The 22,392-nt window shown below is 38.3% G+C and carries 14 protein-coding genes and 1 tRNA gene; 1 reads left to right on the top strand and 14 read right to left on the bottom strand.

The genetic code is table 11. From position 1 onward, the window contains the following. Window positions 1–190: 190 nt before the first annotated feature. From DXN33_RS08190 to DXN33_RS08125, 14 genes are all read right to left on the bottom strand, one after another. Window positions 191–6,682, bottom strand: a complete 6,492-nt coding sequence (locus DXN33_RS08190) for a S8 family serine peptidase (RefSeq protein WP_115904829.1) — start codon at window positions 6,680–6,682, stop codon at window positions 191–193. A 736-nt stretch (window positions 6,683–7,418) separates the two neighbouring features. After that, window positions 7,419–8,204, bottom strand: a complete 786-nt coding sequence (locus tag DXN33_RS08185) for an ABC transporter permease (RefSeq protein WP_115904828.1) — start codon at window positions 8,202–8,204, stop codon at window positions 7,419–7,421. 1 nt (window position 8,205) lies between these two features. Next, complete coding sequence (locus tag DXN33_RS08180; RefSeq protein WP_115904827.1) at window positions 8,206–9,024, bottom strand: ABC-2 family transporter protein; 819 nt, start codon at window positions 9,022–9,024, stop codon at window positions 8,206–8,208. A 1-nt stretch (window position 9,025) separates the two neighbouring features. Then, entirely contained in the window at window positions 9,026–10,018 is a 993-nt protein-coding gene (locus DXN33_RS08175) for an ATP-binding cassette domain-containing protein (protein ID WP_115904826.1), read from the bottom strand. A gap of 279 nt (window positions 10,019–10,297) precedes the next feature. Next, a complete protein-coding gene (locus DXN33_RS08170) occupies window positions 10,298–11,179 on the bottom strand; it encodes a class II fructose-bisphosphate aldolase (RefSeq protein ID WP_001018997.1) in 882 nt (293 codons plus the stop codon). 140 nt (window positions 11,180–11,319) lie between these two features. Then, a complete protein-coding gene (vncS, locus tag DXN33_RS08165; protein WP_115904825.1) occupies window positions 11,320–12,648 on the bottom strand; it encodes a sensor histidine kinase VncS in 1,329 nt (442 codons plus the stop codon). Continuing rightward, window positions 12,645–13,301, bottom strand: coding sequence for a response regulator transcription factor VncR (gene vncR / locus DXN33_RS08160; protein ID WP_115904824.1), 657 nt, complete (start codon window positions 13,299–13,301; stop codon window positions 12,645–12,647). Before vncR ends, vncS begins: the two co-directional genes overlap by 4 nt. A gap of 141 nt (window positions 13,302–13,442) precedes the next feature. Further along, window positions 13,443–14,822, bottom strand: a complete 1,380-nt coding sequence (gene vex3 / locus DXN33_RS08155) for an ABC transporter permease subunit Vex3 (RefSeq protein ID WP_049551697.1) — start codon at window positions 14,820–14,822, stop codon at window positions 13,443–13,445. Window positions 14,823–15,107: 285 nt separating this feature from the next. Then, entirely contained in the window at window positions 15,108–15,740 is a 633-nt protein-coding gene (gene vex2 / locus DXN33_RS08150; protein WP_115904823.1) for an ABC transporter ATP-binding subunit Vex2, read from the bottom strand. Window positions 15,741–15,752: 12 nt separating this feature from the next. Then, a complete protein-coding gene (locus DXN33_RS08145; RefSeq protein WP_115904822.1) occupies window positions 15,753–17,030 on the bottom strand; it encodes an ABC transporter permease in 1,278 nt (425 codons plus the stop codon). A gap of 136 nt (window positions 17,031–17,166) precedes the next feature. Beyond that, window positions 17,167–17,252 (bottom strand) — tRNA-Leu (locus DXN33_RS08140). A 79-nt stretch (window positions 17,253–17,331) separates the two neighbouring features. Continuing rightward, window positions 17,332–17,907 (bottom strand): cysteine hydrolase family protein, encoded by a 576-nt coding sequence (locus DXN33_RS08135; RefSeq protein WP_115904821.1) that lies wholly within the window; start codon window positions 17,905–17,907, stop codon window positions 17,332–17,334. Next, the gene (gene codY / locus DXN33_RS08130) at window positions 17,907–18,695 is read right to left on the bottom strand and encodes a GTP-sensing pleiotropic transcriptional regulator CodY (RefSeq protein ID WP_115904820.1); all 789 of its coding nucleotides are present in this window, start codon (window positions 18,693–18,695) and stop codon (window positions 17,907–17,909) included. Before codY ends, DXN33_RS08135 begins: the two co-directional genes overlap by 1 nt. Window positions 18,696–18,950: 255 nt before the next feature. After that, complete coding sequence (locus DXN33_RS08125; RefSeq protein WP_115904819.1) at window positions 18,951–20,525, bottom strand: DEAD/DEAH box helicase; 1,575 nt, start codon at window positions 20,523–20,525, stop codon at window positions 18,951–18,953. Between the two features lie 326 nt (window positions 20,526–20,851). Between DXN33_RS08125 and DXN33_RS08120 the strand changes: the two genes are divergently transcribed. Beyond that, complete coding sequence (locus tag DXN33_RS08120; protein WP_115904644.1) at window positions 20,852–22,018, top strand: IS30 family transposase; 1,167 nt, start codon at window positions 20,852–20,854, stop codon at window positions 22,016–22,018. The last annotated feature ends 374 nt before the right edge of the window (window positions 22,019–22,392 follow it).

The raw sequence follows: 22,392 nt of genomic DNA, 5'->3' as shown, positions 1-22,392 counted from the left end.
TCAAAAAATCTTCCTATCTGTAATAAGAAGATTTTTTGTTATCTAAATGAAGGCCATTAATACATTCTAAGAGTGTATAATTGTCAATGTAAACTTAAGAATTAAGTATTAAATAGTAATTGTCAGCAAACTGTTTAACCATCACAGTATCTAATCTCAACACATAAACATCTTTTCTATAGATTTTGTCTTAATCTTGATCTTTTTTCTTCAATCCAAGAAGTGCTCCTACTATAAACAATATTCCAGCAATGAATGGTGTAAGAACTGCTCTAACTGTTCCGGTTTTTGGCAACTTGTCAGAATGGTTAGTATCCGACTTACTATCAATGTTAGTATGTTTATTAGCTATATTCTCTTGTTCATTAAGATAGACTTCTTTCTTAGTTTCAAAGTGTTTATTAAGAACTGTAGCTGTAATATCCTTAGTTGAATCAGATTTTTGTGAATGATTTGCTCTTTGTAAGTCCTCTTTTCTATGACTTTGATTTAATTGACTAGGATTTGCCTGTGTGTTGTCTTTCTTTTTGGATACATCAAAAGTAGGTTTATTTTCCTCCTCCTTTTTCTCCTCTATTTTCTTGAATACAGGTTTTATAAGGGTATCTTTTGATAGATTAAGAACATAGCCAGTGTCTTTTTTTCCTTCGAAACCAGCAATTTCCCAGCCGTCAAATTGATATCCTTTTTCTAATTCACCCTTATAGACAGGTAAAATGAAATCTTCTTCCACCACTATCGTTGAACTCATTTCTTTTCCATTTTGAATGGTCACAGTTACCATCTGAGGTTTTAATTCGCTCACCTCTCCCGTATCTCTGTTTAAAATGAATTCTTTTACGGTTGTATTTCTTGCGAAATCTTTTACAACTATCTTAATGTTTAGTGTCTTGTCTGTTATTTGTTTAATATCAGCAAATGTTTTGTATTCTTTTCCATTTACATAAATATGTTGTTCTTGAATCTCACCATCGAATCCATTATTTCTTTTATCATTGATATTAAAGACTACAGATTTTCCATTAGCATATTCGATACTAGTATTTCCCTTAGGATCAATCTTTACTTCTGGTTTAACATTATCATATAAAAATTGATAGTGTACTCCAACCGCTTTCGCATTCAAATCGCTATAGCCAGTTTGAAGATAAACATTTCCATCCATGTCTGTTACCTTATCTGGAAATCCGTTTGCTTTATAGTCTTTCATCCCCCAGTCCATGATGTCACCGTCTTTAACATTAAGCTTAATGTTAAAATCTCTAGTGTTATCAATGTGTAAATCTCCATAGATTAAATAATTGTCTACAACCGATTCATTAACTCGCAACTCCCAGTTAAAACCACCCTTATCAGAAATCTTACCTCTTAAATAGAATTCTGGATTTCGTACATAAATTTTATTAGATTTAGATGGATTAAAGTAGTTCTTGTCCATTGAAAGATTTACTGGTTTTGCATCAATAAATAACGTAGAGCCATCTTCTTTTATAGCTTCTACATTGGACATATCCTCTCCTGTGTACTCTTTACCATCCTTACCAAATAATACAAGTTTAGAAGAATCTGTCACAAGATTTCCATCTTTATCGATTGCTTCCCCTTTATCATTCATTTTAAAGGTAAACACTTGATATCTTACAATGTTAAAGCCGTCCAAAGCCGACATTAACACTGATTGAGTACTTCTTCCATCTTCAACATTTCTACTATCAGCATAAATTATTTTTTCTGATAAGACTCTTAGATTAGGATTTGCCTTTTGGATTTTTGCTATATCTTCCTGGCTATAAACTCCATTTCCTTCTAACATATCCGTTTTTCCAGGATTATAGGTAGTCACTTTTAGTGCATAGCCTTTTCTTAGAATGATGTTATCCTTTAATAGATATTGTTGTTTTTCTGAATCAGCATAGATTTTACCAGATTCCATGTCCGTTAAATTGGTTGGTTTATTTTTTGAAAGATCTCCTTCTCCTAATTCTATTACATTCCCATAACTTGATGCATAGGGATATTCCGTTTTAGTTTCCTTATTTTTTTCAGGCATTCTAATTTTAGTCTCAGCTTTTATCTGATCATCATCTTTAACAAAGAATCTCATATCTCCTGCAAAAGCTAATCCATCCACAATATCATTAACATTAGCGTATAAATCAAATGTCATCGTTTTTGAGTGGGAATCATACTTGGTCGTTTTGATTTCTATCGATTTATAATTATTGCCATAATATACCTTGGCATTTTTAGAAACATTACTTATCTTTCCAAGAATTTCAAAGTGTCCATCTTTAGACGGGCTTAGAACACCATAAATTTTTGATTTGATTTCGTCAAGTTTTTCAGTTTCATATTCTAAGGCACTACCATCGTCATATGCAATGATATTTCCCTTATCATCGTATTTATAATCGTATTCCTCTGTTCTCTTACCAGTTTCACTTGTAAAGTCATCAACTTCTCTAAATTTCTTTTTAATCAGTTTCTTTAAATCTTTGCTTTCAAAGTCTCTAATTGTTGAGATGACTTTATTGATAGTAAAGCTAGATTTTTCTTCGGTAGCCTCTTCATTGTCTTGATGATGTTCTACTTCAGTTGCATCTTTTTTAAGACTATCCTCTTTTCTATTTTCTAAATGTTTAAATTTAGATTCGGCAATCTCGCCAAGCTTTTGGTATTTAGATGAATCTTGATCAGGATCTACTAGATAATAGGAAATCATCCCCTTTTCATCAGCATGATCAGCAAATTTAATTCTATGAATCTTTGTGAAATTGCTAGAGCCATCTAGTGCAATGACTTCAATGATTTTTCCTCTTAAATCTCCTGCGCCTTTAATTTCATAAATGGTATTTCCATCTTTGTCAAGTTTCCTATTTCTTCCTTGACCCTCACCTGCATAAGTTACTTCAAGATTTTTTTCAACCTCTCCATCTTCATTAACCAGAGCAGCTCCAGCATACCAAACTTCGTTGGCAATCTCGTCAAATTTTTCAGGATGTTCTTTCTGATCTCTCGCAAATAAAGTTTCATTCTTGTATTGCTCTTTTACCTTGTGATAAGTATCCTTTGTAATCAGCTTAATTTTTTCAGGATTTGAAAAATCAATCGAAACAATCTTAGGGGCTGTGTTATCAATTTTTACAGGAATATAGGAAACCTGCCATGGATAATCTTTAGTTAATCTATATTTAAATTTATAGAAATATTGACCTTCTGCAATTGGTTCAAATTGACCTCTTATCTTAGTAGCAGGATCTTTGGTATCCTTGCTTTCTGGTGCATTTTCTTCTCTACCTCTAGGGTTATAAATGAGTCCATCCCATTTCAAGTCACCCCAAACTTTTAGTTTAGAAGATTTGATTCCCTTTGCATCATTTCTTTTAGAGTTTAAAATTCCTTTAATAAAGTGTTCTCTCGAAATGACTTTTAAGTCGATTTGATTTTCTCCCTCTTTATTTGTATTTACTATTGAAATCAATCCTTCTTCTGCACTTCTTAATACAAGTGGAGAAGGTGTTAATCCTCTCTCAAGTTGAGCATCTTGAGGATTTCCATTTGAATCTAAAGGATAAATTTTAGCAATCTTAGAACCACTTGATGATGGTGCGTTGATCCCTTCGTTATTGAAAGCAAATAATTCTGGATTTTGATCTAGGGATGTTGTATTTTTATCTTTTCTATTTTGTATAACTCCTGCTGGATTAAATTTATCTATACCATGTTCTCCACCAATCCCCTTATTTAATGTTCCTGGAATTTTCGGTTTACCATCATCATCATAACCTTCCATTGTTTTTGATTTTGACCCTTCTTCCCAGGCCCATTTATCAAGGATTGGTTCATGGTTCCAATTCCCAGCAAATCCCATTAGAGGCATCGATAAAGAAGGTTGGAAATTTGTTTTCTTCCCATTGGAGTTTAGAGCTTCCATTTCTTCCACTGACTCAAAATGAATAAATGATTCTACAAATTTATTTTTGTTTTTGGCCTCCCCAACATTTATAACCGCATTTAAATCAAAGCTAGAATTTGGTCCTATAGTGAAAGTGTCATGCTCAAATGTGATATTTGCTCCTTTGACTTTTTCTGGGTGAATTTCTGGAACAATTTGCTTCCCATCTGGAGATTTTTCGTCTTTGTATGTTTCATCCAGTTTGAGTCTGTCAGTTAGAGCATCTGTAGTTACGGTTGATGCTGAAACTTTAAAGGTCAAAGGTCTGTTTGATGTATTGTGAAGCTTAATTGTAAAATATTTTTTATCTCCTTTTATTTCTTTAAGGGAAATAGAACCATAAGAGTTTACCAAGCCTTTAGAATCCGTGTTTTTAAAAGTCGCTACGACTTCATTTCTCAAAGCATTGGCAACATTAATTAGCCCTGCCCCCTGTTGTCTAGGTGATGCAAAGTATTGACTTTTTTCTTTCCAAGACGTTGCATCCATCATAGGACGTGCAGTATTTTGTAGGGCTATTTTTGTAAGACTTGTAAGATCTATTTTGTCATCTCCCTTAAGATTTTTCAATACAGGTCTTTCAAGCATTTCCTTTAACTTTGGTCTAATCAAAACAGTAGAAGCTGCTACGATTGGAGTTGCCATACTAGTTCCTGACATATAGCCATAAGTTGATTTCCCATTAATGACATTAAGAGTGGATTTAATGTTTTTACCAGGTGCTGAAACATCAGGTTTTAAAAGTAAATCTGTTCTTGGCCCCCAAGATGTAGACCCTGCTGGGACTATAATATCTTCTTTATACAGTTCTTTGTCGGTGTCAGGTGCAAACTTAAAGTCAATCTCTTTTTCGTCACCTACATTCGGTTTATTAGAATTATAGCTTGCCATATCAATTGGATAGTATTGCTCCAATTTATCTTTAAAATCTTCTTTATTATTTCTTTTGACTTTAGTTTTTTTATCAGGATTAATCATATTCCATAGCTTTACACCATCATCTCCTGAAATTGAGAAAACTTGACTAGTAGTTCCTTCATCCTCCTCATATCCCATAGCTGGGAGCTCTGTCCAATTATCTCTATTGTAGTAATTTACAGTATTTACAACCATAATGGCACGTGCGCCCTTATCCGTTGCTCGTTTAAAAGCATTTTTTAAATCCTTTGTATAAATTCTATCCATTACTGCAATTTTGCCCTTAAGATCCAAACCTATCAAATCTTGGTCTTGACCTTTGCCTATATATACAAATTTCAATTTACTAGGAGCTTTTGAACCATCTTCGTTTGTTATGATTTTATTCTTATCGAAAAAGGCCCCTATATTTCTGTATTTAAAACTTTCTCCTCCAATCTTAACTTTGTCAAACTCAACTGTTTGATTTTTAGCAGAAGCAACTGCTATCGCATCTTCATGTGCTGCAGTTCGTGTTACATTTCCAGTGTCGGTCATTTTCAGATTATTATTTGCCACTAAATCCCATGAAGAACTTGAAGCAGAAGTCGCATAGTTACCTGTAGCTACGACCATTGGAATGCCTGCTTTTCTTAACGCTCTAATAGCTTGCCAATATTTCTCACCTACAAGACCTGTTCCTGTAAAGCCAGATGATACCGAAACAACATCGACATTGTGTTTGATCGAATCTTCAATAGCATGAAACATTGTTTCATCCCCTGCGAAGCCAGATCCTGCGTCAGAGTACATTTTATAAGAAAAGATCTGTGCATTAGGAGCAATTCCATCTATTCCGTTAAAGTTTTTGATATCTTTTTCAGTATCATTTCCCGCAAGAATTCCTGCAATATGCATCCCATGTGGATCAAAATAATCGCTTCCATCATCAGCTTTTTCTACAGTAATTTTACCACCATTATAATAATTGAAAGCATGAGGAATTTTATCGCTCAACCAGAAATTTTTATCAGTACCTTTTAAGTCTTCTTTTTTAAATTTCATTGAGCTTTTGGCATCATCATCGATTCTCATAGCTTTATGTCTATAATCAGTCCCAGTATCGATGTTTGAAATGACCATACCTCTACCATCAAAATTTTTACCAAATGGTGCATTGATAGATTTTAGGTAATCGATTGCCTCTTCAACTCCAATTTCTTTTCTAGCATGATTCATCATAGGTTGGACTTTTTGTGATCGTTCAACCGATGAAATACCTTCTATTAGTTTAATTTTGTCCAGAGTATCTTTGGTTGTTTCAATAGCGCTACCGTTAAAAATTCTATCATAAGTATATAAAACTTTTGTATTCTTAAGATTTGATAGTTCCTTGATTGCTTTTTCTCCAGATTCTTTATCTTTAAATTCAGCAATATAGACAAGTCTATCTTCTTTTTTGGGATTTTCTGTGTCTTTACTTGCAGACGAGTTTGCATTATCTCCTTTGTATTGATTGGAATCTTCTTTTTTGATTGTTGCTTTTTCATTGTTAGTTTTATTGTCTATCACAGATTCTTTACTAACAACTTCTTTTTCCTCAATAACTGTTGTTTTCTTCTCTTCAGTATCCTTTGAAGTTTCTATAGCATTATGAATATCTTCATGTTTTTCTTTGTTTTCTTTTTGTTTATCTACTACTTTTTCTTTATCAGAGATACTTAAAGCATCTTCAGAACTAGATGTATCTGCTAAGACTACCTCATTAGGGACATATGCTGCTAAAATAACTGCAGCTGTGGTTAATGACAATACTGTACTTTTTTTCATTTTAATTCCTTACATATTTATTTAACTTCCAATAGATAGAAAACTTTAACTTTGCTAGCCTTTGTTATAAAAAGTTTTACTAAGTATTATCTAGGAAATAGAGTAGTACATTTATATATAATTGTTAGCTCTCTGAAAAATAGTATATCAATTAAAAAAATTTAAGTCAAGAAAAATTAAGGGGTATTAATTTTATTTTTAATATGTGTTAAAAAAGATATAAAAATTTCGTACTTAACTGAGATACATTATAAGCAAATTCACACCATCAAAAATAGTAGCAATCAAGTTGAAGCACTACCAGAATCACAGATACAGACATAATTGATGAAATAACAATGTTGTGTAACAACATAAATAACCGATAAGAACTAGGCTTAACGGTTATTATATACTTATCTAATTTTTTTCAAATCTTCAGTCATATGTTCACCTGTGACCTAGACTTTACGACTCTCTTGCTCTAGCGACTAATACTCAATAAAAATCAAAGAACAAACTAGGAAGCTAGCCGCAGGTTGCTAAAAGCACTGCTTTTAGGTTGTAGATAGAACTGACGAAGTCAGTAACATATATACGGCAAGGCGAAGCTGACGTGGTTTGAAGAGATTTTCGAAGAGTATAAGCTAAATCGGTGATTACACTTACAGTATAGCAATCTGAGAATAGATATCAAGAAATTTTCATCTCTATTAAAAAAAGCCTGTCCTGAGACAAGGCTTTGGTATTCTATTATTTACGAACCCGCACTTTCGTAAGAATCCAAGCCCCTGTCCCAGAGTTTGAGAGAAATAGCAAAAAAGACAAGGGAAATCAACATCAAACCTCCGATGTTAAAGATTACATCCTTATCCTGCAAGAAATAGCTAGCAGGATAGTAGGCCGTAAAGGCAAATGGCACGATAAAGCTAATCAACCATCGAAGGAGAGAATTGTAAATAGAAATCGGGTACTTAGCAAAATCATTAAACATATAGAAAATGTAAATCATGGCGCCTGACTGCTTGGTCCAAAAAGCGATACTAGCTGTCGCGATTTTCAAGGAAGTATAAATCAAGGTCGCAAAAGGAATACAAACTAGGAAAAGCAGGAATTTTGGAAGCGTCCAAGCAATGCTGGTCACAGTTGTTGCTAGTAAAATGCCACCGACCAAGAGTTCCCCTAAGGCATCAATCTGAAAGGTCTCAACGAGTATATGGAAGAGCGGATTGATAGGACGAGTCAGATACTTGTCAAACTCCCCTTTTCGGACTAGGCGTTGCCCTAGCGCCCAGAGATTGTCAAAAAAGAGATGATCCAATCCCTTGGGAATCAAAGAAAATCCATAGATAAAGGCAATCTCTTGAAAGGTCCAACCTTCTAGGGATGGAATATGTTGAAAAATGACATTGAGAAACAAGAGGTTCAAGCCTTGAGTTAGAAAAACTCCCAGCACACCAACCACAAAATCCACCTTGTATTCCATGATTTGTTTGATGTATTGTCTGATAAAAATCAGATGCATGCGTTGATATTTTTTCATACTAACCTCCCTGAATGGTGATAAAGGACTGAACTCGTTTCCAAATCAACTGAGACACCCCCACCATCACTAAGAGCCAGAAAAACTGCAAAGCGAGTGCCTGAAGAATCTGACTAGCATCGTATTTCCCAACAATAATCATAACCGGAGTATAAATCAAGGATGAAAAAGGCAGAAAGGACAAAATATCTGATACCACCTTGGGAAAGAAAGCCAAGGGAATTAAACTCCCAGACATAAAGGCCACTATGGAAGTCTTGAGTAGATTAGAACCCCATAGATTTTTAAAGACAAAGGCTGAAAATCCAAAGCAGATATTAAAGAAAAAGTTAATCAGGTAGGCTAGCGTTAAGCTAAAAAGATATAGAACAGTTAAGCTCAGCACTTCTACAATACCTTGCCCCGATAAGACTTTCATCAAAACAATGACACTTAAAAATGGCAGTCCAACAGATATAAAAATCAACCACTTGGAACCAAGTTCAGTGAAGAGATAAGAGGCCGCAAAATGCACTGGTCGCAACAAACGCATGATGATAGAGCCATCCTTGACCTCCTCCCCAATCATAAAAGACGAATCTGACTTGGTCAACAGATTAGTCACAAAACTCATGATGATGTAAAGGGTGATATCTGCCATGCTGAAGCCCTGAATCAAGGACTCCTGCGAGGAATCAAAGACTGCCTTCCAGAGATAGAAAGCCACAAATGCTCCCATCACATCACCAATCCGATAGAGAATAAAGTTGACTCGATAGGTAATCAATTCCTGAACACCTGCATTGATAAAGGGTTTATAACGTCTCCACAATTTGACCATCTTAGAGCTCCTTTCGGTAGAAGCGACGGATAATATCCTCAATATCCGTATCCACCATCTTCAAATCACGGACTTCAAAATCAGATAGGGTTTGCTTGATAATATCAGCTGACTGGTAGCGAGAACTATCAAATTCAATGTTGAGACTATTCCCTTGTCTATCAATGGCCATATCAGGCAGACCTTCATAGTGAGAAGCGAGATGACCTTGACCTGGTAGCAGTTCAAAGGAGAGAGTCTTCATCTTGCCAAAGGTTTCCTTGAGCTGGCTGACCGTTCCATCAAAAATCTCCTGCCCCTTGTCTATCATGAAAATCCGATCACAGAGTTGCTCAATATCACTCAGATCGTGAGTGGTCAAGAGAATGGTAGTTTCTTCCTCTTGATTGATCTGAGTAATAGCCCGACGAATGTTATCCTTGACCGAAACGTCCAAGCCAATGGTCGGCTCATCTAAAAAGAGAACTTTAGGATTGTGAAGCAAGGAAGCCGCAATATCCGACCGCATCCTTTGACCCAGTGAAAGAGTCCGCACGGGATCCTTGATAAAGTCCTTCAAATCCAAGACTTCATTCAAAAAGTCCATACGCTTATGGAAGAGCGAGTCTGGCACATCGTAAATTTCTTTTAAGACCGTGTAGGTCTCTTGCAGGGCCAAATCCCACCATAGCTGGGTTCGTTGTCCAAAAACTACGCCAATATCTTTGACATAATCTTGACGATTGTCCTGGGGAATCTTGCCATTAATCCGACAAAAACCAGATGTCGGTTTCAAAATTCCTGTCAGCATTTTAATGGTTGTCGACTTCCCAGCACCATTAGCACCGATAAAGCCTAAAATTTGCCCTTTGGGCACCTCAAAGGTCAAATCTTTGACCGCTTCAAAGGTCTGCTTTTCAGGATGAATAAAGGAGCGCAAAGCCCCCTTTAATCCCGGTTCCTTAACTGTCTTCACAAAATTTTTCTGAAGATGTTCCACTTCTATCATTGCCATATCTATCTCCCTATGTAAGTAATAGCAACATTGTGTTTTTGACTACAAATATTCTAAATCCTTACTTTCTACACCTTCTCAATATTATTACAGAAGGCTTTATACCAACCTATTATAGTCCAATAAAAACTAGAATGCAAGCGTTTGCCTAAAGTTTATGAAATTGAAAATTTTTCTCTTAAAATAATACTTTTAATCAAAAATCATGGCTTAATAGTTTCCTTAAAACGCCAAAAAACCCACCCAATGGGTAGGTTCTATCTGTATTATTCAGCTAGATTATGCTTTACCTTCTGAACCGAATACGTCGATACGTTCTTCAACTGATGCTTGGATAGCTTTTACACCGTCAGCCAAGAATTTACGTGGGTCGAAGAGTTTCTTCTTGTCGTATTCTGCTTCGTTTGCTTCGTAGTCACGAGCAAATTTACGAGTTGCGTTAGCGAATGCGATTTGGCATTCAGTGTTAACGTTAACTTTCGCAACACCAAGTTTGATAGCTGCTTGGATTTGCTCATCTGGAATACCTGAACCACCGTGCAATACGATTGGGAATCCTGGAAGAGCTTCAGTCAATTTTTGCAAGTGGTCAAGGTCAAGACCTTCCCAGTTTGCTGGGTAAGGACCGTGGATGTTACCGATACCAGCTGCCAAGAAGTCGATACCAGTTTCAACCATTGCTTTAGCGTCTTCGATTGGAGCCAATTCACCTTTACCGATGATTCCGTCTTCTTCACCACCGATAGTACCAACTTCAGCTTCTACTGAGATACCTTTAGCGTGTGCTTTTTCAACAACGTCTTTAGCCAATTTAAGGTTTTCTTCAACTGGAAGGTGTGAACCGTCAAACATGATTGAAGTGTAACCAACTTCGATACACTCAAGTGCATCTTCGTAGTGACCGTGGTCAAGGTGGATAGCTACTGGTACAGTGATACCCATTGATTCAACAAGGTTAGCGATCAAGTTGCGAGCAACTTTGTAACCACCCATGTATTTAGCAGCACCCATTGAAGTTTGGATTAAAACTGGAGCTTTTTTAGCTTCTGCTGCGCGCAAGATAGCTTGAGTCCACTCAAGGTTGTTTGTGTTAAATCCACCAACTGCATAACCGTTGTCACGAGCTGCTTGGACAAATTTTTCTGCTGAAACGATTGCCATTTTATCAGGCCTCCTGTATATTTTTATGGGACATCCCATTTACATTGTTCATTTTATCACTTTTTGACAAAAAAATCTAGTTTTTCCCGCAGTTTCGATTGAATTTCTTCTAGCTTCATCTATGTAAACCCTTTCTATCCCTAGTCTTGGGCGACTTTTGGAAAAGCTATGAAGAAGGTTAAATGATTATCCTCCATCTCGAAACGATAAGGTAATTTTTCATGTTCCAATAGACTCTTAACCACAAAGAGCCCCATCCCAGACCCCTTGGCCTTGCGACTAGCATTGTCAGAAAAAGACTGGGCTAGTTTTTCTTGTTCTTCTGGACTGCAGCTATTTTCTATAAAAAGTTCCCCTTCTCTCTCTCCAATACGAACCAAGCCACCTGGAACAGAGTGCTTGATAGCATTGCTGATGAGGTTAGACAGAATCAACTTCATGACAGATGGGTTTAGATAAGCCTGCTGATGAGTCAAACTATTGTCTATCTGAATCTCTCTATCCTTGGCTAGCAAGGCATAATCCTTGACTAGAGTTTGCGTCATCTGGTATAGGTCAATTTGTTCCCTATCATCTCGCAATTCCTGCACAGAAGAGAGGGAAAGTATCTGCAGAACATGGTGATTGAGCTCATCCACAATCCCCAAGGCTACTCCCAGATAGCGGTCTCTATCCTTATAACGACCGACATTTTCTTTCATGTTTTCGATCAGGATTTTCAAACTAGCCAGCGGTGTTTTCAATTCATGAGAAGCCCCGCGTAGGAATTCGACCTTCATCTTTTCCAGCTGGAGAATAGCTTCATTTTTGTCATGCAAGTCCGCAATAACAGTCAAAAGATGCTGATAGAGGCTATTGATTTGTTCCTTGAGATCACCAATCTCATCCTTGGAATCCACGCGCAATCGCACTTGGGCATCCAAATCCATCATCCGTCGGGTCACCCGCTTGATTTCCAATATCGGGGCAACGATAGTCCGAGCATAGATATAGGCTACCAAAAGGGAAATCAGAAAGGATGCCAGCAGAGTATAGGGTAGAAATTGCAGACTGATCTGCTCTGCTTCCTTTTGCAAGTCCATGGAAGCTAGAAATTGCAGGGTCATAGTACCACCGTCCTGCGTTGTCACCTCGCGCTCCTCGATAAAAAGAGAGGTTGTCTGACGTTCCGTATCCAGAGGAAGACTGTCGTTGACTTCTAACTTGTCCTCGGTCATCTCTCCCTTGACAGCCCCCTTGATCTCACTAGTCTGGGAATACAAGTCTAAGACTTGCTCGATACTCTGCCTATCCTTACCTTCTAGGGACTGGGCAATAGCTGTCGCTTTCTGGCCAATGGTTTCCTGCCGATGACTCAGATAAGTCGAGGGAAAGAGAAAATAAATGGCTAAATGAAGGCAAATAACTAGAACACTAAAAATCGAGAAGGTGTAGATAAATATCTTTGTAAATAAACGTGTTCGTTTCATTTTCGCTCCAATTTATAACCAACATTGCGCACAGTGAGGATGCAGTCCAAGTCTAACTTTTTCCGCAGTTCCTTGATATAAACATCAATGACACGGTCAAAGGGAACCTCATCTGTCGCCTTCCAGACGGCATCAATAATCTGAGATCGGGTCAAGGCCCTTCCTTCATTTTTAACCAAATAATCAAGAATTTCCAACTCTTTAGCATTGATAGCCACTTCTTGACCTGCTAGGCTGGCGCTGTAGCTTTCAAAGTCCACCTTGGTATCCTTATAGGAGAAGATTCGTCCTGTATCGTAGTAGCGCTTGAAAATCGCGTCTACCCTCACTTTTAAGAGGGATAGAGAAAAAGGCTTTTCCAGGTAGCCATCTGCCAGAGAAGCAAAAGCACTCATCTTGTATTCCTCATCCTGAAAGGCGGTCAACATCAGGACAGGAACCTGACTGGTTTTACGAATCTCCGCTAGGACTTCTAAGCCATTGAGCTTTGGCATCTGGATGTCTAGTAAAACCAAGGCTACTTCATAGCTGGAAAATTTTTCTATGGCTTCTTGCCCATCTGCCGCCTCAATGGTTTCATAACCACAATCCGTCAAATAATCACTGACCCCCTCACGGATCATCTCTTCATCTTCTACAATTAAAATTTTCATAGAAAAACGTTTCACATTCCTTTAAATTTCTTGTAAAGCAACTTGCTTTCATCCTGATAAACAGAGGATTTACCAAGACAAAACAGATAAAAATGCTACCTATATTATACCCCATTTAGGAGAGAATAGGTAGCAAGTTTGTTATTCGCTATCCAGCAGAAGTTCTTTTGGTTGTTTTCTAAGGAGATTGCTTGAAGCAAGCGCCATAACGAGAACCACTAGAACCAAGGCTAGGACAAAGACGATGATAAAGTCTGATGTCTGAATGGAAATATCTAGGCTCGACAAGGTCTTGCTAAAGCCATCTACTTCTGCACCACCACCAAGGTTAGAGGCCTGTGCAGCCTTGCTAGCTTGCTTGGCAACACCTGAAGTCACATTGGCAAGAACAGTATTTCCGATTGCACGGGCTGTGTAGCTAGCTAGGAAGTAAGCAGAAACAAGAGCAGGGATGGCAATCAAGATAGATTCCGTTATGAATTGCCCCAAGATACTTGCCTGCTTGAGACCGATAGAGAGGAGGATTCCCACTTCCTTGCGACGGGCATTGATCCAAAGACTAAGCAAGAGGGCAAGGAGAAGGACTGAGAAACTCAAGCTACCCCAGAAGAGGAGGTTAGCCATCTTGTACATGCCAGAGATGGATTGTTCTAGAGCTGGATAGTTAGAGGAGCTCTTAACGAGTGTGTAGCTCTTCCAGTTGATACCACTGATGCCATTCAACTCTTTCATGACATCATCCAAGTTCTTATCTGCTGTTACAAAGAAGGTTGCGTCCCCATAAATAGCTGTGTCTTCTGTGTATCCATAAAGTTTAGCAGCCGTATGGATGTCTGTGATAGCTGTGTTTTCATAGAGTTCTTGCGAGTAGGTTACTGCTGACTTATTGTGACCATCAAAGAGTCCCTTAATTGTCACTTCAACTGTTTCCTTGGCTCCTTTTTCATTGTCTGCATCATAGACATTAGAGTCCAATTTGACCTTATCTCCAACTTTCCAGCCGTGTTTGGCTGCCAAGTCCTTGTGCAGGAGGATCTTGTCTTTGTCGTCGTTGGTTAAGTGCTCACCTTCGACTAATTTATAAGATCCGGAGACAAACTTGTCTTCTTTAGAGGAGTCATTGACACCTGTAATCATTAAGCTACTTCCAAAATGTTTGGCACGGTCAGGAGTCAGATTTTTCTTGGTTTCTGGCGTTTCGATGAGTTCATAGCCAGTCAAATCTCCGATAGCGTTGATGCGTTTCACATAAGACTCAATGGCCTTGTTTTCGGTGATTTTTTTGATATCTTCACCTTTAATATTCCCAGCACCACGTGGCGTTCCTTGATTAACGCGACGATTGATTTGCATGGAGAAGCTATTGGTGATATTTTTAAAGGTCTCCTGAGAAGCCTTGGCAGTAGCTCCCTTGATTGACAAGCCAACCAAACTCAAGCTCGCCATGAGGAGAATAATCAGGAAGATGACAATCGATTTGAAAAACTTCCTTGTAACATAGGCAAATGCGTTGTGTAACATAGGTTCCCTTTCTAGATGTTGTTCTATTTAAATGTCTTATAACTTATATAAAATAATTTTTTACTATTCCCCTTAGATTGTGCGGACGGGAGCAACTTCCTGTAGGAATTTCATCCCTAATTTTTGAGCCACATGTCTCAAAAATTCCGGTCTAGATAATAACTTTGTTATTATCTAGACTATCACTACTGCGGGAAATAGTTGTTAATGACTCACTTCGTTTATTATTACTATACACGTATCTGGTTACCAACTAATACTATTTTAAAGTTTAATAACTAGATTCTATATTTCAGTCAGTTTCTTATCCTTCAACTCAAGTGTAATATCTGACGCTTGTGCCACTTCTTTGCTGTGAGTTACGACGATGACACATTTACCTGTTTTCTCAGCAAGTGATTTGAGCAGTTCGACAATATCTCCAGCAGTTTTAGGGTCCAGATTTCCCGTTGGCTCATCCGCTAGAATAACTGGAGCTTCTGAGACCAAACTACGAGCAATGGCAACACGTTGCTGTTGACCCCCTGATAACTGGAGAACATTCCGCTTGATCTGACTTTCATCCAAACCAAGCTCAAGCAGTGTATCCTTGCTTGCCTTTTTGTTGACCAAGCGGATATTTTCCAGTGGAGAAAGATAATCTATCAAGTTATAATTTTGAAATACCAGGGAAATATGGTGCATGCGATGGTAAGAATAGCCCTTCTTACGAATGTCCTCTCCTTGGAAAAGGATAGAACCTTCAACAGGACTATCTAGACCAGCAAGTAGGGACAAGAGTGTGGATTTTCCTGCTCCTGACTCACCAATAATACTGTAAAATTTCCCGGGTTCAAAATTATAATTGATCTGATATAGGACTGCTTCAGCAGTGTTCTTATAACGGTAGGTAACATCTTGTAATTGTAATAAAGTCATGATTTCTCCTTCTTAACTAATAGATGATAAAATTTCTTTCGGCGATTTTCTAAATAAGAATAGGAAACAAAGGGCTACAGATAAGCAACTAAGCAGAACTAGAAAAACATAGGATTCTGCAAAAGATAGGATGCTGGTTGATAGACTGCTTGCTTTGGCTAGTGTATCTTGTAAGCTTGCCTGATCTCCACTTGCTAGTAAAGTTTGGAGTAGGTAAGATGTGATGGCGTTTCCTGCAACAAATGCTGGAAGCAAAGCACCAAGAGATACCAAAACTACCTCTAAACAGAATTGTAGGAAGATCGAGCTCTTACCTTTTCCAAGTGCCAGAAGGATTCCCACTTCGTAGACCCTTTCCCTCAACCAGAGAGACAAAACAAGAATTAAGGCCCCTGCTCCTGCTATCAACATCCCATAAAGGAAGATGGTCAGAAAGGTTTGGAAGGTTGCAACTGAATCCTTGATCTGTTCAAAGGCCTTGTTTTCCTTTTCGACTTGATAGCCTTGATTTTCCAAAGACAAGTTTTCTACCTGCTTCATGAGTTCGTCCATTTCCTTAGGATTTTCTACATAGAAGCGAGCTGCACTGACTAGAGATTCACCATTACCTAAAAGGCTTTGGCTACTTTCATAGTCTGTAAAGACTTGGTTTTCACTGAAGTCGGAAGACAAGCCTGTAAATTTCTCTTGTTTTTTACCAGAGAAGATTCCGACGATTTCAAACTCGACAGTTTGCCCTTTACCAGCTTCTGACTGTCCAGCTTCTAAGGCAATCTTGTCATGAAGCGAAAGACTATTCTTCTTAGCCAACTCTTCGTGGATGATGATTTTCTTTGAATCCCCTTTTTGAAGATGTCGCCCTTCTTTTAGATTGAAAGCCGAGCTGGTAAAGGTAACATCCTTAGATGAATCTTCAAGAGCCGTTAAGCTAACCAAATTCTTATCCGCAGCTGACAAATCATCACGCTCCACGCTCTGCTCGCCACTCACCGCTTCCTTGTCTTTTAGTTTTGCAATCGTCTCCAGTTCAGGAGAAACATTTTCCAGTCCCTTAATCTTGCTTACAGATGCTAGGTCTGACAACTTGAAAGTCTGACCGTTCTCTATCTTCTTAATAGAAAAAGATGTGTTGAGTGATTTGTAAAGATTGGTTTCCACTGTTTTGTTGGACTTCATCAGAGTCAAACAGGCTGAAATTCCAGCCAATAGGACCAATAAAATCAGAAATAAAATAAAACTTCTCAGTCGTTTTCTGCTGACATAAGCCCAAGCTCTTTGGATTGGATTCATTTGTCACCTCCATATTTGTAAGACTATTATAAAATCCAAATATGAAATGTTTATGAAATACAAAAAAAGAGCAAAAATTTTTTGCTCTACTTTAATTAGATGAAAAAAGAGCTAGCCTAAGCTAACTCTTATCCTATGCGGAGAGAGGGACTTGAACCCTCACGACCTAAAGCGGTCACAGGATCCTTAGTCCTGCGCGTCTGCCAATTCCGCCATCCCCGCGTCGATTACTTTACTAGTATATCAACTTTTAGGATGCTTGTCAACACTTTTTTCAATTTTTTTCATTTCATCAAATAAATTACTCTGAAATTTCATTTAGCTTTTCATCTACTAACTTAGCTCCGAGTGTATTTTTGAAATGACCTAGGGCAAATTGATGATTTTCAGGCCAGATGGAAGCAACAGCTGGTTTAACAATCTCGATGTCATATCCTAGATTATAGGCATCTATAGCTGTATGCAGGACACAGATATCCGTCAAGACACCCGTTAAGATAACGGTAGAAATTCGACGCTCTCTCAAACGGATATCCAGGTCAGTCCCTGAAAAAGCTGAGTAATGGCGTTTATCCATCCAAAAGACACGACTGTCTGAACCATGCTCTTGATAAAAGGCCCCCAAATCTCCGTATAAATTCCGTCCACTAGTCCCAATCAAATTATGAGGAGGAAATAGCTTGCTTTCTGGATGGAAACAATCGTTTTCTTCGTGAGCATCGATGGTAAAGAAGATATAATCTCCGCGTTCAAAAGCTAATCGAGTCACCTTGCTAATAGCTTCCGAAATAGCCTGAGCTGGAGCACCTGCTGTCAGCTTCCCACTATCAGCAACAAAATCTTCTGTATAGTCAATCGAAATTAAAGCCTTAGTCATTAGTAATCTCTTTTCTTCACTTCCTCAAAAATATCTGAAATCAAGACCTTAAGATAGGTTCCCTTCATTCCAAGTGAGCGACTTTCAATAATCCCTGCAGACTCAAGTTTACGAAGGGCATTGACAATCACAGAACGGGTGATTCCTATACGGTCTGCAATCACAGACGCAGTCAACTGCCCTTCATTTCCATTTAATTCCCCTAAAATTGCTGAAACAGCACGGAGTTCGGAATAAGAAAGGGTATTAACCGCCATGGTAACAGCAGTACGGCGGCGAATATTTTTCTCATCTTCTTCACGTTGGAAATTAAGAAGTTGAATCCCAACAACGGTACTCGCAATCTCAACAAGAATCAAGTCCTCGTCTTCGAATTTTTTATCATTGCGCCAAATAATCAAAGAACCAAGGCGAATCCCTGATACATGAATCGGTGCAATGGTCGTCAAACCATCTGGAAAATCCGAACGACTCTCTACAGGGAAAATACTCAAATCATGATCAACTGTCAGATTGGCTTCTGTATCGTAAATCATGTTCGCACCTTGAATGTAGTCATCTGGGAAAATCTTAGTTTGGAAGAACTGCTCTACACGATCTGTATTGGTTTTGTAACGCATAAAATAGCCAAGGAGACGTCCCTTGCTATTAACGATACAGGCGTTACAGTCAATAATATCTGCCAATTGACGGGTAATCGCATTGTAGGGAAGTTCTTCCTGCAACTGCTCGTCTGAACGCTTCAGGATAGAAGTAATTTTTCTAGTTTTTTCTAATAAATGTGCCATTTTTCACCTCGAATTTAATCGCTATCATTATAACATAAACAGCTTGAATTTTCAATTATTATCTGAAAATTGCTTATTTAATTGCAATTAAAAAAAACAAGAATATTTTTAATTAAATTGCTTCTTTTCTATTGACAAGCCCCCTATTTTTGTGTATTATAATATTACAAGAAGATAATATATCTATTTTATTTATCTTTCTTTTCCATTCGGTCTCCTTATATAAAAAAGCGATTCATTTTGAACCGCTTTTTCTTATTTATCGCCCTTGTTACGAATCACAAAGCCTGTTTGCTTTTCACTTGAAGTATTGCGTGGTTTTTTATTATCCTTACGGTAACGTTTTTCCTTATCAAAACGATCATTGCCACGACTTCCTTTTTTGAAATCATCACGACGACCATTGCCACGGCGATCACGGTCTCGACGGTCGTCCCCACGACGGCCTCCACGACCTCCCTTAGCTTTACCACCGAAGCCATTACCTGATGGTTTAAATGGCAGTGGTTTTTCACGTGCAATCTCCACTTCAGGAAGACTATCTGGGTCTTGAACAGTCAGACTCAAGATATACATTGCCAATTCTTCTGGAGTAAATTCGGTAGCTAGCTTACGAGCATCCTTACCAAATTTCTCAAAGTTGGCACGGATAGTCTCATCTGCAAAATCACGTTCAATTTTCTTGAGAGCTACGTGTTTTTTTGCTTGGAAGGCTTCTTCTGCACTTGCAGGTTTGAGACCTTTCATGCGTTTCTTAGTCAAGTTTTCAATGATTTGGAGGTAGCCCATTTCATTTGGTGATACGAAAGTAATAGACTGACCTGACTTACCAGCACGACCTGTACGACCGATACGGTGAACATAACTTTCAGGATCTTGTGGAATATCGTAGTTATAGACATGGGTCACACCTGAAATATCCAAGCCACGCGCTGCAACGTCCGTCGCAACTAGAACATCCAGATTACCGTTTTTAAAATCACGAAGGACACGAAGACGTTTGTTTTGGTCCAAATCACCATGAATTCCTTCTGCACGGAAGCCACGGATTTTCAAACCACGAGTCAATTCATCTACACGACGTTTTGTACGACCAAATACGATAGCAAGTTCTGGTTGTTCCACATCCATGAGACGAGTCATGGTATCAAATTTTTCTTGCTCTTTAACTCGGATATAGTATTGGTCAACCAATTCTGTTGTCAATTCCTTAGCCGCAATCTTCACATGCTCAGGTTCTTTCATAAACTGAACACCGATACGTTTGATGGCATCTGGCATAGTTGCTGAGAAAAGTAAGGTTTGACGGTTTTCAGGGACACGAGAAATGATAGCTTCGATATCTTCAAGGAAGCCCATGTTGAGCATTTCATCCGCTTCGTCAAGAATAAGAGTTTCAATATCTTGTAATTTCAAGGCCTTGCGTTTAATCAAGTCCAAAAGGCGACCAGGTGTTCCCACCACGATATGGGCACCAGATTTAAGAGCCTTAATTTGTTTTTCAATGCTTGATCCACCATATACTGAGCGAACCTTGACTCCCTTACTGCGACCAAAGCGGAAGAGTTCTTCTTGACTTTGGACAGCGAGTTCACGAGTTGGAGCGATGACCAAGGCTTGAATGGTCGCTTCTTCTGTACGAATTTTTTCAAGAGTAGGCAAGCCAAAGGCTGCAGTTTTTCCTGTACCAGTCTGAGCTTGACCGATAACGTCCTTACCTTCAAGGGCCAAAGGAATAGTTTGTTCTTGGATCGGACTGGCTTCTACAAAACCAGCTTTTTCAATCTCTGCTAGCAAATCAGCAGACAAGTTTAATTCATTAAATTTCACGTTATTCTTCTTTCTAAAGGTGGTGCGAAGCCACCCTATAGGGCTTAGTTTATACTTTTCTTTTTATGACGTATTTTCATATACTGGATACAAAATCGTGTTGCTTCTTTTCCACAAAAGAAAAGTACTGTTTTCTTTGCAACCTATCTAGTATAACACAAGAACAGAGCAAAAGATAGCCCAATCCATCGATAAACTCATGTAAACGATTTTCGGTAACTTCTCAAAGTAACTTCCACTCACCTGACCAAAGTGGAAATTAGTCTAAAACGGATTTTTATGGTGGAATTAAGTGTGAGACATTTGAGTTAGAAATGAGGTCTACTATGACAAAACATAAACACCTTACCCTTTCAGACCGTAATGATATCCAATTAGGCTTAGAGCGAGGTGAAACCTTCAAAGCTATCGGACAATCCATTCTAAAAGACCCGACCACTGTTTCCAAAGAAGTCAAACGAAACAGACAAGTCCGAGAGTCTACATGCGATAAGCTTCCTTGTCCTCTACTCAATAAGGCTCCCTTTGTCTGTAATGGATGCCCTAAAAGAAGACAAAATTGTGGATTTAAAAAAATCTTCTACCTCGCTAAACAAGCTCAAAAGCAGTACGAACAAACTCTTGTCGAAGCTCGTGAAGGAACTCCCCTCAATTCCAAGACCTTCTGGGACATGGACAAAATCATTTCTGATGGTGTTAAAAAGGGACAACACATCTATCATATCCTCAAAACTCACAATCTTGATGTCAGCTCCTCAACTGTCTATCGACACATCCGAAAAGGATACCTATCTATCGCTCCTATTGACCTAGCCAGAGCCGTTAAATTCAAAGAAAGACGGAAAAGTAAGCTACCTTCCATTCCTAAAGAATCTAAAAAAGGACGTTCCTATGAGGATTTCCTAAATTATTTGGCTCTTAAGCAACTGAATTCTTGGCTGGAAATGGACACCGTTATGGGCAGGATGGGAGGTAAAGTCCTACTCACCTTCAATCTCTCTTTCTGTAACTTTATCTTCGCTAGACTACTGGATAATAAAACCGCCCTTGAGGTTACCAAACATCTCTATGATATCAAGAACACTCTTCACCAAGCGGATAAAGATTTCTTTCAACTCTTTCCTGTCATCCTGACTGATAATGGTGAAGAGTTTGCCAGGGTCGATGACATCGAAATGGATGTTCGAGGAGAGAGTAAACTCTTCTTTTGTGATCCTAATCGCTCTGACCAGAAAGGGAGAATTGAGAAAAATCACACGCTGATTCGCGACATTCTACCTAAAGGAACTTCTTTTGACAATTTAACTCAAGAGGATATTAATCTCGTCTGTTCGCATGTCAACAGTGTCAAACGTGCTGCTTTGAATGGAAAGTCAGCCTATGAACTCTTTGCCTTTACCTATGGAGAAGAAATTCCTAAACTTCTCGGCATTTCTAAAATACCTGCAGAAGACGTCTGCCAGTCGTCTACATTACTCCAACATAAGTTCTAAAAACTAATCTTCAACCCCATTCAAACGTCTCACACTAACTTCCACCATAGCGGAACTTAATCTGAAACGCTTTCAGATGAGGGGATTTTGTGCGCTCTTTTTTCGATTCATTTTGGCTACAGAAGCGATGAAATCAAGCATGATTAAAACCAGTGGAACTTACCCTGACACGGATTTCCACTGGTTTTTAGAATTTTTATCAGACTAACTTCCACTTGGATTAGCAGTGGAACTTAGTTTGGGAATTTACCGTAAACGATTTTCCTTAGAAAATGAAGCTAAAATTTCCACTATTTCATTAACTTTTTTAAAGCGTAGCAGAATTGTGCAAAAGTTTTTTTCTTGTGCTAGAATGAAATTCGAATAGGAGGAAG

The sequence above is a fragment of the Streptococcus sp. NM genome (genome assembly GCF_003390135.1).
Taxonomy (GTDB): Bacteria; Bacillota; Bacilli; order Lactobacillales; family Streptococcaceae; genus Streptococcus.
Note: the sequence above shows the minus strand (reverse complement) of the source record. Positions and strands in the feature narration are given on the sequence as shown.

Bases quoted from the DNA above. Each gene is read 5' to 3' on its own strand.
- DXN33_RS08190 (WP_115904829.1), bottom strand. From the start codon at position 6,682: ATGAAAAAAAGTACAGTATTGTCATTAACCACAGCTGCAGTTATTTTA.
- DXN33_RS08185 (WP_115904828.1), bottom strand. From the start codon at position 8,204: ATGAAAAAATATCAACGCATGCATCTGATTTTTATCAGACAATACATC.
- DXN33_RS08180 (WP_115904827.1), bottom strand. From the start codon at position 9,024: ATGGTCAAATTGTGGAGACGTTATAAACCCTTTATCAATGCAGGTGTT.
- DXN33_RS08175 (WP_115904826.1), bottom strand. From the start codon at position 10,018: ATGGCAATGATAGAAGTGGAACATCTTCAGAAAAATTTTGTGAAGACA.
- DXN33_RS08170 (WP_001018997.1), bottom strand. From the start codon at position 11,179: ATGGCAATCGTTTCAGCAGAAAAATTTGTCCAAGCAGCTCGTGACAAC.
- vncS (WP_115904825.1), bottom strand. From the start codon at position 12,648: ATGAAACGAACACGTTTATTTACAAAGATATTTATCTACACCTTCTCG.
- vncR (WP_115904824.1), bottom strand. From the start codon at position 13,301: ATGAAAATTTTAATTGTAGAAGATGAAGAGATGATCCGTGAGGGGGTC.
- vex3 (WP_049551697.1), bottom strand. From the start codon at position 14,822: ATGTTACACAACGCATTTGCCTATGTTACAAGGAAGTTTTTCAAATCG.
- vex2 (WP_115904823.1), bottom strand. From the start codon at position 15,740: ATGACTTTATTACAATTACAAGATGTTACCTACCGTTATAAGAACACT.
- DXN33_RS08145 (WP_115904822.1), bottom strand. From the start codon at position 17,030: ATGAATCCAATCCAAAGAGCTTGGGCTTATGTCAGCAGAAAACGACTG.
- DXN33_RS08135 (WP_115904821.1), bottom strand. From the start codon at position 17,907: ATGACTAAGGCTTTAATTTCGATTGACTATACAGAAGATTTTGTTGCT.
- codY (WP_115904820.1), bottom strand. From the start codon at position 18,695: ATGGCACATTTATTAGAAAAAACTAGAAAAATTACTTCTATCCTGAAG.
- DXN33_RS08120 (WP_115904644.1), top strand. From the start codon at position 20,852: ATGACAAAACATAAACACCTTACCCTTTCAGACCGTAATGATATCCAA.